Here is a 12,567-nt window from a genome sequence, read left to right on the forward strand (position 1 = left end):
TTTTTGACGGTCCCGGAAAGCCGGATCAACCCCGACCCCAGACACCGTGCAAAACGCTCATAAAAAAAGACATGCAATTACAACAGTTGGAAGGAGCTTTGGTGGGAGGGAGGCCCTGGTTCAGGACCCTAAAAAACATGGATGTTTTTTAGGAGCCTACATGGACGTATTCACGGCGTGTCCTGAACCAGGGCCTCCCTCCCACCAAAGCGGATAACCACCCAACCATGAGACCAGCAAAAATGCTAAAAAAGCTCCTGATAGCGAACCGAGGCGAAATCGCCGTACGGGTGATCAAAACCGCGAAGTCGCTGGGATACCGGACGGTGGCAGTGTATTCCGAGGCAGACGCCAAGGCCCTGCACGTGGAATTGGCCGACGAGGCGGTGTGTATCGGACTGGCTCAGGTATCGGCGTCGTATTTGAACGCAGAGGCGATTATTGAGGCGGCGCGGAAAACCGGGGCGGATTGTGTGCATCCGGGGTATGGGTTCCTGTCGGAGAATTCCGGGTTTGCCAGGGCCTGCAAAGACGCCGGCCTGGTGTTTGTCGGGCCACCGGAGGCGGCTATTGAGCTGATGGGCAGTAAGCGGCGATCGAAGATTGCCATGCAGGAAGCCGGTGTGCCGGTGGTGCCGGGGTTCGAGGGCGACAATGCCAGCGACGAAGAACTCATCAACGCCGCCGAAAATATCGGCTACCCATTGATGATCAAGGCCTCTGCCGGCGGGGGTGGCCGTGGTATGCGTCTGGTGGAAAAGGCAGCGGAACTGGCCGATAACATTCAGCGGGCTCGCTCCGAAGCCAAGCAGGCCTTTGGCGATGGTGAGCTGATTCTGGAGAAGGCGGTTATTGAACCCCGCCATATCGAAATCCAGATATTTGCAGACCAACACGGTAACGCGGTGTATCTCGGTGAACGGGACTGTTCAGTTCAGCGGCGCCATCAGAAAGTCATCGAAGAGGCACCCTCTCCGTTTGTAACACCCGAACTGCGCCAGGCCATGGGCGAAGCTGCCGTGAAGGCGGCGCTGGCCTGTGACTATGAAGGTGCTGGTACGGTCGAGTTCCTCGCCGACAAGGACCGCAACTTCTACTTCCTGGAAATGAACACCCGCCTGCAGGTGGAGCACCCTGTGACCGAACTGATCACCGGTCAGGATCTGGTGGCCTGGCAGCTTTCCGTGGCCGAGGGCCTGGCGCTGCCACTAACACAGGACCAGATCCAGCTGAACGGCCATGCCATTGAAGTGCGCCTTTACGCAGAAGACCCAGCCAACGGCTTCACACCGCAAACCGGGCAGCTGCACCAGTTCCAGCCTGCGGAAGGCGAAGGTTTGCGGTTTGATACCGGCGTGCGCTCCGGGGACTCGATTACGCCTCACTATGATCCCATGCTGGCCAAGGTGATCGCCTGGGGGGCCAATCGCAACGAAGCCCGTCGTCGACTGCTCAGGGCGCTGGAAGACACCACTGTATTCGGTGTGACCACCAACCGTTATTTCCTGAGCCGCATCATCGCGGACGACACCTTCGGCGAAGGCGAGGCCACCACCGCCTTCCTGCAACAGGCGTTCAGAGACGATCCATCCCTGGCACCAAAAGACATCAGCATCCGCGAGCTTGCGTTGGCGGCCTGCGTGTTCAGCCATGGCAATTCAGGCCGTCCTGACGTTCGGGCCGACCTCAATAATGCCTGGAGCAACGCACCGTCGACTGTCAGTCCGATGAAACTGGATACCGGCGATAAAACCCTGGAACTGCTGGTCCGCCGCGCCGGCAATCATGTCACCGTGACCCTGGGCGAAGAGCAATACGAGCTCGACCTTGAAAGCATGGGCGATGGCCTGTTATGCATTATCGACAACGGCGTTCGTCAGCGATGCCAATATCACTGCCAGGGCAATCACCTATATTTGCAGGCGTTCGGGCAGGCACTGGCAGTGCGTGACGTGACCCACCAGCCGGCCAGCGGTGCCGCCGCCAGCGGCAGTGGCCGTATCAAGGCCACCATGGACGGCGCCATTATTGATGTTCTGGTCCAGGCCGGCCAGGCGGTGAAACAGGGCGACACTCTGGTCATCCTGGAGGCCATGAAGATGGAGCATCCGGTAAAAGCCGACCGCGATGGCACGGTCGGCGAGATACTGGCCACCAAAGGCGACCAGGTAAAACGCAGCCAGTTACTGGTAGAGATCACTGCCACAGACGTCACCTCAGAGGAGGCCGGACAATGAGCACAATGAAGAACAGAACCGTTTTTATAACCGGAGGCAGCCGGGGTATCGGGCGAGCCATCGCCCTTGCCTGTGCCCGAGAAGGTGCCAATGTGGTGATCGGTGCAAAATCCGACGAACCGCATCCAAAGCTGCCGGGCACGATACACAGCGTGGCGGAGGAAATTCGACAGGCAGGTGGCCAGGCCCTGCCACTGGTGCTGGATGTGCGAGACGAAAAACTGGTGCGCCAGCGGATAGATGAAGCTGCGAACCATTTTGGCGGCATTGATGCGCTGGTAAACAACGCGGGCGCCATCAAACTGACCGGCGTCGAGAACCTGAAGGTCAGCCGGTACGACCTGATGCATCAGGTCAACGCTCGCGCCGTATTCCTCTGCAGTCAGGCGGCATTGCCCTGGCTGAAGGAGTCCGACCAGGCCCATATCCTGAGCCTGTCGCCGCCTTTGAATTTGGATACCCGGTGGTTCGCCCAGTATGGGCCCTACACCACCACCAAGTACGCCATGACCATGCTGAGCATGGGTATGGCCGAGGAGTTTCGGCGTTACGGGGTTTCAGTGAACACCCTGTGGCCTAAAACGTTAATCGCCACGGCCGCCATTGAGTTTGAAGTGGGCGGCCCGCAAATGATGGCCCAGGGCCGCAAGCCAGACATCATGGCGGACGCCGCACTGAGCGTCCTCAGCCGTCCTGCCGGGGCAATGACCGGTCAGTCCCTGATCGATGAGGACGTGCTCAGGGCCGACGGCGTAACGGATTTCGAACACTACCGGTACCAGCCAGGCGACAAGCCCCTGCTGCCGGACCTGTTTCTGGATTAACCCCGGAGCCATTCGTTGTCCGGGGGCAAAACAAACAACAACGTTTCACACTGACCCTGACGGATGACCCTATGACCCAGGACAACGTATCCCCACGTGACATTGCTCGCAGCCTGCCGGGCATACTCCGGCGATTTCCCGCCATTGCCAAGGGCTATTACTACTACTCGGTCAAAAACGAGAACAAGGACCTGACCCTTGGCACCCTGGTGGACCGCAACGCCGAAAAATACGGACACCGCCCGGCCATCCTGTTCGAAGACCGCAGCATTACCTGGCGGGAATTCAACGGTTGGGCCAACCGCATTGCCGGTTTCCTGAAGACAGAGGGCCTTATCCGGGGCGATACCATCGCCGTATTCCTGGAAAACCGCCCGGAGCTGCTCGCCGTGGTCGCCGGTGCCGCCAAGGTGGGCGTGGCCTGTGCCATGCTCAACACCTCCCAGAAGGGGCGCGTACTGGAACACAGCATCAATCTGGTCAGTCCTAAAATGGTCGTTGTGGGCGAGGAACTGGTGGAGGCCTTTGACGGCGTGAAAGCCGATATCAGGACCAGCCACCCCAACCCATTCCTGTTCCTGGCCGATACCAACACCACGAACATCTTCGGCGATGCACCGGAGGGCTATGTGAACATGGCGGCAACGGTCAGCGCCCATCGGAATACGGCCCCCAAGCCGGCCGATCCGCCCACTATGGGTGACACCGCCATCTACCTGTTCACCTCCGGCACCACTGGCTTACCCAAGGCGGCGCCGGGCAGCCACCGCAAGTTCATGAAAGCCTACGGCGGGTTCGGCATGATGTCCCTGGACATGAGACCGGACGATGTCCTTTACTGCACCCTTCCGCTGTACCACGGCACCGCCCTGCTGGTGTGCTGGGGATCCGTGATGGCCGGTGGCTCTGCCATTGCCCTGCGTCGAAAATTCTCCGCCAGCGCGTTCTGGGACGACGTGCGGTATTTCCAGGCAACCACTTTCGGCTACGTGGGCGAACTCTGCCGTTACCTGCTGAATCAGCCCCCCAGCGAACAGGACCGCAATCACAACCTCACCAAGATGATCGGCAACGGCCTGCGCCCGTCCATCTGGAAGGAGTTCAAGGGACGCTTTGGCATCGAAACCGTGGCGGAACTCTATGCCTCCAGCGAGGGCAACATCGCCTTCAGCAATTTCTTCAACCTGGACAACACCGTTGGCTTTTCCACCGCCCCCTACAAACTGGTCAAATTCCACGACGGCACCCGCGACCCGGTTCGGAACGACAGCGGATTCATGCAGGAAGTCGAAAAGGGCGAGCCGGGCCTGCTGATCGGCGAGATCACCAAGAAGTGGTCCTTCGAGGGTTATACCCAGAAAGAAGCCACGGAAAAATCGATCCTGCGGGACGCCTTCAAGAAAGGCGACCAGTGGTTCAACACCGGTGACGTGCTAAAAGAAATCGGCTGCGGACACCTGCAGTTCGTGGACCGCATGGGCGACACTTTCCGCTGGAAGGGCGAGAACGTATCCACCACAGAGGTGGAGAACATCATCGACGGTTCCAATATGGTGGAGGAAGCCATTGTCTATGGGGTGGAGATTCCGGGCACCAACGGCAAGGCCGGCATGGTAACGCTGGTTCCCCACGCCAATGGCCATGAATTTGATGTAAACCGACTGTTCCGGTACCTGAGCGACAACCTGCCGCCCTATGCGATTCCGGTGTTTGTTCGGGTAACCAGTGCCATCGAGAAAACGGGGACCTTCAAGTACCGCAAGGTGGATATCCAGAAAGCCGGTTATTCCATCGACAAACCGGGGGAGGAGGTTTACGCCTGGTTACCCGGTACAGATGGTTATACCCGGTTGACTTCTGAGCTGGTTGCCCAGATTGATTCGGGTGATGTCCGGTTTTGAGTTTTCCTGGGCCTATGGTGGTGCCTGTGTATCTTGGCCCTAGCCTGTTTGGCTTTGGGGGCTGCACCAGTGGGAACCCCCTCCCAAAAAACGCTTCAAGCACATCCATGTGCGCTTGGGCTCCGCCATCCATGGCTCCGCACATTTTTGGGAGGGGGTTCCCACCGGTGCTGTCAAATCATGGAAGGTTCCGCCCTACGGTTTCATCATGTACCGGTATATCCCCGAGGTCCGCAGGCCTTGGCTGACAGGGACTCACCAAAATGTCTCCGGCCAGGGACGGCCGGAGTCAAGCGCACATGGATGTGCTCGTAGCGTTTTTGGGGAGTCCCTGTCAGCCATGGCCAATCACCTGAACCATCAGGCTAGATTCAGAGGCCAGCACCAAGCCAAGCCTTAAGAACCGACCTTGAGAACAACCTTCCCGGTAGCCGTCCGCCCAGTCAGCGCCCCAAGGGCCTTCTCGTAATCCTCGAAGTCATAGACTTCACTGATTCGCGGATTAATCTTGCCTTCGGAGAACAGCTTCAGCAGCTCCATCATGTTCTGGGCGCTGTTCTGAGGCTCACGCTGGGTGAAGCTGCCCCAGAAGACACCAACAACGGAACAGCCTTTCAGCAGCGTCAGGTTCGCCGGAATCTTGGGGATATCTCCAGCCGCGAAGCCGATGATCAGGTGACGGCCGTTCCAGGCCATGGCGCGCAACGCCTGCTCCGTAAAATCACCGCCGACCGGATCGTAGATCACATCCACGCCCTTACTGTTGGTCAGGCGTTTAACCGCGTCTTTCAACGGCTCTTCGGTGTAGTTGATCAGCTCGTCGGCACCGGCCTCTTTCGCCACCGCCAGCTTCTCTGCCGTACTGGCTGCCGCAATCACATGGGCGCCCATGGCTTTACCCAGTTCCACCGTTGCCAGGCCAACACCGCCGCTGGCACCCAACACCAACAGAGTTTCCCCCGGCTGGATATTGGCGCGTTGCTTGAGAGCGTAATACGAGGTGCCATAGACCATGGAAAAAGCAGCCGCTTTTTCGTCGGACATGGACTCGGGAATGGGCAGGATGTTCTGCTCCGGGACGACCACCTCTTCGGCAAAGGCACCGTAGCCGGTGAGGCCGGCAACCCGGTCACCCGGCTTGAAGCGAGTGACTTTCTCGCCGATTTCAATTACCTCGCCAGACATCTCTCCACCGGGAGAAAACGGCATGGTGGGCTTGAGCTGGTACTTGCCTTCAATGATCAGGGTATCCGGGAAGTTCAGGCCGGCAGCCTTAACGCGCACCTTGACCCCGTGACCTTTCACGACGGGGCTGGTGACGTCTTCAATCACCAGCGTCTCCGCCGGGCCGTATTCCTTGCAGAGGATCGCTCTCATATTCGTGACTCCGTTGTAGGACAGTCGATATTTGGACGGTCGATAGAGGACAACATCAATGGATGGTTATCAACCTAAACAGAGTCGGATCATGAAGCAAATAAAGAAATCTAATCTCTCCGGATTAGCTGGACTTATTCTGATCGGAAAAATGACTCACTGGCATAGGCCAGACGAATCAGAGACATAGTCATTGCTCAATACGCGTAACAGCTTCAAGATATGCCTCAAACACGCTTCAAAAAGCGGGAACGGATCACAGCGTTCGCAATACGCGGCTTAGGGCCAGAGATGTTTGACATAATTTACGTGCTGGAAATGACCGGTGTGATTGCCTTTGCGATCTCCGGCATGTTGATCGCCCGATCCAAGAACATGGACCCGGTGGGCGTTTTCACCATCGGCTTCGTGACCGCCCTGGGGGGAGGAACCCTTCGTGACCTGATGATGGATAATCACCCGTTGTACTGGATCAAGCATCAGGAGCAACCTATCCTGATCCTCTGCATGGCCGTTGTGTTCAGCTACTGGCACCGTGTCGAGCGTATCCGCGAATCGCGCATCCTGCTTCCTGATGCTCTCGGCCTGGGTGTTTTCACAATCCTCGGCGCGCAGTTGGCTCTGGACCTTGGCCACTCCTGGTTTGTGGCGTCACTCCTGGGCGTGATGACCGGTACTTTTGGTGGTGCACTGCGTGACACCTTCTGCAATGAGGTGCCGTTGATTTTCCGCAAAGACCAGATCTACGCGTCCATATCCTTCGCCGGCTGTTGGCTATACTTTGTTTGCCAGTGGCTGCTGGAGAGCGAATCCCTGGCCATGACCATTGGCCTCTTGTTTATTTTCATCACCCGACTGCTGGCTGTGCGCTTCGACATCCGCCTCCAGCGGGACAGGCGAACAGTGCAATGAGGCTACCGATGATCAATCGTCCCTTGGCGTTCTCGCCTCCAGCCGGTAACATTGCCGTTTTTTCACCCAATTCCTGAAACCGGTTCATTCAACCCCCATTCAGCACCCTGTAAGGCAGGCATACGTCATGCTAGAACGACTATTCAAGCTCCAGGCTAATGGCACCACAGTTCGCAAAGAGGTACTTGCGGGCTTTACCACCTTCCTGACCATGGCTTACATCATCGTGGTCAATCCCAGCATTCTCTCCGCTACCGGCATGGACTTCGGCGCGGTATTCGTGGCGACCTGCCTGGCGGCCACCATAGGCACCCTGATCATGGGGCTCTGGGCCAACTACCCGATCGCGCTGGCGCCGGGCATGGGCCTGAACGCGTTCTTCTCGTTCACCGTTGTTGGCGGCATGGGCTATAGCTGGCAGGTGGCCTTGGGTGCTGTCTTCATTTCCGGCTTTATCTTCTTCCTGCTGAGTATCTTCAAAGTCCGGGAATGGATCATCAACAGCATTCCCATGTCCCTGCGTTTTGGCATCTCCGCCGGCATTGGCTTCTTTCTGGCGCTCATCGCGCTGAAAAATGCCGGCATCGTGATTGATAACCCCGCCACCCTCGTTGGTCTGGGTGACGTAAAAGTGGCCGAGAGCCTGTTGTTCTTCGGCGGTTTCGTGCTGATCTGTGCTCTGTCCTTCCGCAAGATCACCGGTGCGGTGATGATCGGAATCATTGCCGTGACAGCAGCAGCCATGGGGCTGGGCATGGTGGAGTACGATGGTTTTGCGTCCGCGCCCCCAAGTCTGGCGCCGACCTTCATGCAGCTGGACCTCGCAGGGGCGCTGAACATTGGCATGATCAGCGTGATTTTCGCCTTTCTGTTTGTAGACCTGTTTGACACCTCCGGCACCCTCATCGGCGCCGCCCAGCGCGGTGGCCTGCTGGACAAGGACGGCAAACTGCCACGGCTGGGCCGTGCGCTGATGTCCGATTCCGTAGCCACCATGTCCGGCGCTGCCCTCGGCACCTCCACCACCACCAGCTACATCGAATCCACCGCCGGCATCTCCGCCGGTGGCCGCACCGGCCTGACCGCTGTGGTCGTCGCGGCGCTGTTCATGGCGTGCCTGCTGCTCTCGCCCATTGCCAGTATTATTCCGGCTTACGCCACCGCTCCGGCGCTTCTTTATGTCGCGGTGCTGATGGCCAGCGGCCTGAAGCTGATCGAATGGGACGACGTCACCGAAGCCGCACCGGCAGTGGTAACCGCCCTGATGATGCCGCTGACCTTCTCGATCGCCAACGGCATTGCCCTGGGCTTCGTTACCTATGCCATCCTCAAGGCCTTGAGCGGCCGCTGGTCGGACCTGAACCCCAGCGTGGTCATCATCGCCGTGGTCTTTATCCTGAAATTCATCTTCCTGGACGCAGCCTAAGCTGCGCTTTCAGCGCTTGGACACGCTATGGACTATTTTTCAGAAAGCATCAAGAAAGCCATTCGCACCGTGCCAGACTGGCCCAAGCCAGGCGTCGCCTTCCGCGACATCACCACCGTGCTCCAGGACCGCACCGCGTTCCGCAAGCTGATTGATGCCTTCGTTCACCGCTACCACGGCCACGATATTGATGCCGTTGCCGCCGTAGATGCCCGTGGTTTTATCATCGGCTCCGCCCTGGCCTATGAGCTGAACGCCTCGCTGGTACTGATCCGCAAGAAAGGCAAGCTGCCGTTCGATACCCTGGTGGAAGACTACGAACTGGAGTACGGCACCGCCTCGGTGGAACTGCACAAGGATGCCTTCAAGCCCGGCGACAACGTGGTGCTGGTGGACGACCTGATCGCCACCGGCGGCACCATGCTGGCCGCCTCACGGCTCATTCGCAGAATTGGCGCCGAGATCGTCGAAGTGGCTGCCATGATTGACCTCCCCGACCTGGGGGGCTCACGCAAGCTGCAGGAAGAGGAGTTGAAGGTTTATACTGTTTGCTCTTTTGAGGGTGATTAGGGAGCGTCTCGCTCCCTTCCATAACGCACGACGGGAGCGGCCATGCCTGACTATCAGCACCACTGGAAAGACGGAACACCGGTTAACCTGCCCTTGGGCAAAATCGTCTGCATCGGTCGTAACTATGCGGAACATGCCCGGGAGCTGAACAACCCGGTTCCCGATGAGCCCCTGCTGTTTATCAAACCGGCAACCTCCGCGGTGCACATCACCCGCCCCCTGGACTTCCCACGCAACCAGGGCGCGGTTCATTTTGAAACCGAGCTGGCCGTGCTGATCGGCCGCCCACTGACCAATGCGTCGGCCAGCGACGCCGAAGCCGCTATCCTTGGCTACGGCCTGGCGCTGGACCTGACGCTGCGAGACGTGCAATCCCGGCTCAAAGAGAAAGGCCAGCCCTGGGAACGCGCCAAGGCCTTTGATGGTGCCTGCCCACTGTCGCCCTTCGTGTGTATCGACCGTCTCCGCCGAGACCATCTCACCTTTACCCTCGACATCAACCGCGAACGCCAGCAAACCGGTGATACCCGGGATATGCTGAACCCGATCGTGCCATTGATCGCCCACATAAGCACCCAATTCACCCTGATGCCCGGCGATGTGGTTCTTACCGGTACACCAAAAGGCGTTGGCCCCCTGGAATCCGGCCAGATATTGTCTCTGGAACTGGAAGACGCCTTGTTTGTGGAGACCACCGTGCTCTAGGCTGGGCATGGGACATTGCGATCCTCCTCAGGTCCATCGGCTCTTCAGGACGTATAACAGGCATGGCAAAGAAACCGGTTACCACACGCAGCGGACGATTCTTCAGACTGGCAGGCATGACGGCGTCCGTGGCCGGTCAGTATGCCGGGCAGCGTGCGCGCCGGATATTCCGCAGCGAGGAAGACAACGAGGGCGCCCGCTCTGAGAGCTATACCCGCATGGCGGACCAGATTGTCGACACCCTGGGTGAGCTCAAGGGCGCGGTCATGAAAGTCGGCCAGATTGCCTCCCAGACCCAGGACTTTCTGCCCCGGGAATTCTCGGATGCCCTTGAGCGGCTTCAGAAAGAGGCCCCGCCCATGCCGTTCGAGGTGATTGTCGGTCAGGTGGAGAGCGAACTGGGCAAACCGGTGTCAGAACTGTTCGAGTACCTGCAGGAAAAACCCTACGCGGCGGCGTCCATCGGCCAGGTTCACCGGGCCCGCCTGCACGACGGCACCGATGTCATCGTCAAGATTCAGTACCCCGGCGTGGACGAATCCTGCGACAGCGACCTGAAACAGCTACGAATGGCCCTGAAACTGGGCGGCCTGCTGAAAATGCCGAAAGAGCACGTCGACCAGCTGTTCGACGAAATCCGGGTGCGGCTCAAAGAGGAACTGGATTACGAGAACGAGGCCCGCAACCTGAAGGAATTCCAGGCGTTCCATGCCAATGACGACTGGATCGAGATCCCGACCGTCTTTGCCAGCCACTCGTCCCGGCGGGTACTGACCATGGAGCTGGTGGAAGGCGACCATATCAGCGAGGTAACCCCCGCAAGATACGCTCAGGACACCATCAACCTGATCGGGCACCGCATCTTCACCATGATGGCGGACCAGCTTTTCCGCTACCAGTGCATCCATGGCGACCCCCACGCCGGCAATTTCGCCTACCGGCCCGATGGCACCATCATCCTTTATGACTTTGGCTGCGTGAAAAAGCTGAAGCCGGAAATCGTCGAGGCCTATCGCAACGCCCTGGTCTCCGCCCTGGAAGAGGATTACGCCGCCCTGGATCGCCACCTGATCGCCCTTGGTGCTCGCGTGGAATCACAGCCGGCGGTGGACGAAGCCTACTATGCCATGTGGCGGGACATTCTGATTCAGCCCTTTGACAGCGATACGCCCTACGATTTTGCCGAGTCAGAGCTGCACAAGGACGTCGCTGCAAAAACCACCACCGTGTTCAAGTACCTGGACTACTTCAAGCCGCCGGTAGAGAGCATCTTCATTGACCGAATGATTGCCGGCCATTACTGGATGATGAAGCGTTTGGGGGTGCAAGCAGCATTTCGGGAAGAACTCGAGGAGTATCTGGCGTTATAACCCCAGCCCCTTCATCCACTCCGCAACGCCCTCACCGGCGCCCTTGCGAATAACCTCCGCCCTCGAAAGGCTGGCCGGTTCACCAGGATCGATGACCGTTACCGGCACATCGAAATTCACCAGATCCACCAGCCCGGCTGCGGGGTAGACTTGCAGGGACGTGCCCACAATCAGCAGATGATCTGCGGTGGGCACGATCTCCGCTGCGGCCTCGATCATCGGCACTTCCTCGCCGAACCATACGATGTGCGGCCGAAGCTGGGAACCGCGATCACAGGTGTCTCCAGGCTGTATGTCGTTGAATCCGATGTCGTAAATCAGTTCCGGATGCGTCGAACTGCGGGCTTTGGTGAGTTCACCGTGAAGGTGTATAACATTGCTGGAGCCGCCCCGCTCATGCAGGTTGTCCACGTTCTGGGTAATGATCGTTACCCGGTAATGCTGCTCCAGTTCCGCCAGCAAGCGGTGGGCGTCATTTGGTTGTGCCGACTTCAACTGCCGCCGGCGTTCGTTGTAGAAGCGCAGCACCAGTTCCTGGTTTCGGGCAAAGGCTTCTGGCGTCGCCACGTCATAGACACTGTGTTGTTCCCACAGGCCGCCATTATCGCGAAACGTGGAGAGTCCGCTTTCGGCGCTCATACCGGCGCCGCTGAGCACAACGATGTGATCTTTCATACAGCAACACTTTGATTGTCAGATGAATGTAGTCAGAACCAGAGCTTCTCCGGCCTGCGCCGTTTTTCCACCCTCAGCCCATGCCTCTCCAGGATCGCAACCAGTTCCTTGGTGTCATCGATATTGAGAAAGGGTGCGAGGGAAATTTCCTCGCCCCGGAACTGCAGGTGAAGCTTTGGGGGAGTCCAGGGATGACGTGGCATGTCCTGCCATACGCGGGTGTGGCGCCGGGGCAGCTCCCATTCCCGCTCCTTCTGGGTCAGGCCTTTTTCCAGGCGGATCAGCTCCGGTGCGAACGTGAGCACTTCGCGCCTCTGGCACTGACGGGAGGTGTAGTAGAACGCCGCCGCCAATGCGGTCAACTCAAGACCCGCGAACGGCAATACCGGCCATGCTCCGGCCAGTAGCATGCCAGTGGAAATAACCAGCGAAAGCAACACAGCCGCAAGCCAAATGCGGATATTGCCCCGCCAGTTCATGGACCGGTTGGGGGTCAGGAGAAAACAGTCGCCTTCACACTCGGAAAGCTGCTCTACCATTCAGGTCGCTCCCAGGAGCCACCACCCGCAT

Annotated in this window: 11 protein-coding genes; 8 read left to right on the plus strand and 3 right to left on the minus strand. The window is 58.7% G+C overall.

What is annotated here, in order from left to right:
• Nucleotides 1–242 precede the first annotated feature (242 nt).
• The 3 genes from B3M52_RS02355 to B3M52_RS02365 all read left to right on the plus strand — a co-directional run bounded on the left by B3M52_RS02355 (nt 243) and on the right by B3M52_RS02365 (nt 4,962).
• On the plus strand, nt 243–2,237 hold the full coding sequence (locus B3M52_RS02355) for an acetyl/propionyl/methylcrotonyl-CoA carboxylase subunit alpha (RefSeq protein WP_127401735.1): 1,995 nt from the start codon (nt 243–245) through the stop codon (nt 2,235–2,237).
• A complete protein-coding gene (locus tag B3M52_RS02360) occupies nt 2,234–3,061 on the plus strand; it encodes an SDR family oxidoreductase (protein WP_075196556.1) in 828 nt (275 codons plus the stop codon). The genes B3M52_RS02355 and B3M52_RS02360 overlap by 4 nt, the downstream gene beginning before the upstream one ends.
• A 71-nt stretch (nt 3,062–3,132) precedes the next feature.
• A complete protein-coding gene (locus tag B3M52_RS02365) occupies nt 3,133–4,962 on the plus strand; it encodes a long-chain-acyl-CoA synthetase (RefSeq protein ID WP_075196557.1) in 1,830 nt (609 codons plus the stop codon).
• A 396-nt stretch (nt 4,963–5,358) separates the two neighbouring features.
• On the opposite strand, the gene B3M52_RS02370 is transcribed toward B3M52_RS02365, so the two are convergent.
• Nucleotides 5,359–6,339, minus strand: a complete 981-nt coding sequence (locus B3M52_RS02370) for an NADPH:quinone oxidoreductase family protein (RefSeq protein ID WP_075196558.1) — start codon at nt 6,337–6,339, stop codon at nt 5,359–5,361.
• A gap of 291 nt (nt 6,340–6,630) precedes the next feature.
• On the opposite strand from B3M52_RS02370, the gene B3M52_RS02375 reads away from it, so the two are divergent.
• The 5 genes from B3M52_RS02375 (at nt 6,631) to B3M52_RS02395 (ending at nt 11,322) form a co-directional block, all read left to right on the plus strand.
• On the plus strand, nt 6,631–7,251 hold the full coding sequence (locus tag B3M52_RS02375) for a trimeric intracellular cation channel family protein (protein WP_041332388.1): 621 nt from the start codon (nt 6,631–6,633) through the stop codon (nt 7,249–7,251).
• 127 nt (nt 7,252–7,378) lie between these two features.
• The gene (locus B3M52_RS02380) at nt 7,379–8,677 is read left to right on the plus strand and encodes an NCS2 family permease (RefSeq protein ID WP_036209628.1); all 1,299 of its coding nucleotides are present in this window, start codon (nt 7,379–7,381) and stop codon (nt 8,675–8,677) included.
• Nucleotides 8,678–8,704: 27 nt separating this feature from the next.
• Complete coding sequence (locus B3M52_RS02385; RefSeq protein ID WP_036209624.1) at nt 8,705–9,247, plus strand: adenine phosphoribosyltransferase; 543 nt, start codon at nt 8,705–8,707, stop codon at nt 9,245–9,247.
• 42 nt (nt 9,248–9,289) lie between these two features.
• The gene (locus B3M52_RS02390; RefSeq protein ID WP_075196559.1) at nt 9,290–9,952 is read left to right on the plus strand and encodes a fumarylacetoacetate hydrolase family protein; all 663 of its coding nucleotides are present in this window, start codon (nt 9,290–9,292) and stop codon (nt 9,950–9,952) included.
• A gap of 62 nt (nt 9,953–10,014) precedes the next feature.
• Entirely contained in the window at nt 10,015–11,322 is a 1,308-nt protein-coding gene (locus B3M52_RS02395) for an ABC1 kinase family protein (RefSeq protein ID WP_075196560.1), read from the plus strand.
• On the opposite strand, the gene B3M52_RS02400 is transcribed toward B3M52_RS02395, so the two are convergent.
• Nucleotides 11,317–11,997 carry an SIR2 family NAD-dependent protein deacylase gene (locus B3M52_RS02400; RefSeq protein WP_075196561.1) on the minus strand — a complete coding sequence of 227 codons (681 nt, stop codon included), beginning with the start codon at nt 11,995–11,997 and terminating at the stop codon, nt 11,317–11,319. The genes B3M52_RS02395 and B3M52_RS02400 overlap by 6 nt on opposite strands.
• 32 nt (nt 11,998–12,029) lie before the next feature.
• The gene (locus B3M52_RS02405; RefSeq protein WP_075196562.1) at nt 12,030–12,536 is read right to left on the minus strand and encodes a DUF2244 domain-containing protein; all 507 of its coding nucleotides are present in this window, start codon (nt 12,534–12,536) and stop codon (nt 12,030–12,032) included.
• Nucleotides 12,537–12,567: the final 31 nt, after the last annotated feature.

The organism is Marinobacter sp. UBA2688, from assembly GCF_002352785.1.
In the GTDB taxonomy this organism is placed as follows: Bacteria; Pseudomonadota; Gammaproteobacteria; order Pseudomonadales; family Oleiphilaceae; genus Marinobacter; species Marinobacter salarius.

Excerpts from the sequence above, each read along its gene's own strand:
- B3M52_RS02355 (WP_127401735.1), top strand. The coding sequence starts at position 243 with ATGCTAAAAAAGCTCCTGATAGCGAACCGAGGCGAAATCGCCGTACGG.
- B3M52_RS02360 (WP_075196556.1), top strand. The coding sequence starts at position 2,234 with ATGAGCACAATGAAGAACAGAACCGTTTTTATAACCGGAGGCAGCCGG.
- B3M52_RS02365 (WP_075196557.1), top strand. The coding sequence starts at position 3,133 with ATGACCCAGGACAACGTATCCCCACGTGACATTGCTCGCAGCCTGCCG.
- B3M52_RS02370 (WP_075196558.1), bottom strand. The coding sequence starts at position 6,339 with ATGAGAGCGATCCTCTGCAAGGAATACGGCCCGGCGGAGACGCTGGTG.
- B3M52_RS02375 (WP_041332388.1), top strand. The coding sequence starts at position 6,631 with ATGTTTGACATAATTTACGTGCTGGAAATGACCGGTGTGATTGCCTTT.
- B3M52_RS02380 (WP_036209628.1), top strand. The coding sequence starts at position 7,379 with ATGCTAGAACGACTATTCAAGCTCCAGGCTAATGGCACCACAGTTCGC.
- B3M52_RS02385 (WP_036209624.1), top strand. The coding sequence starts at position 8,705 with ATGGACTATTTTTCAGAAAGCATCAAGAAAGCCATTCGCACCGTGCCA.
- B3M52_RS02390 (WP_075196559.1), top strand. The coding sequence starts at position 9,290 with ATGCCTGACTATCAGCACCACTGGAAAGACGGAACACCGGTTAACCTG.
- B3M52_RS02395 (WP_075196560.1), top strand. The coding sequence starts at position 10,015 with ATGGCAAAGAAACCGGTTACCACACGCAGCGGACGATTCTTCAGACTG.
- B3M52_RS02400 (WP_075196561.1), bottom strand. The coding sequence starts at position 11,997 with ATGAAAGATCACATCGTTGTGCTCAGCGGCGCCGGTATGAGCGCCGAA.
- B3M52_RS02405 (WP_075196562.1), bottom strand. The coding sequence starts at position 12,536 with ATGGTAGAGCAGCTTTCCGAGTGTGAAGGCGACTGTTTTCTCCTGACC.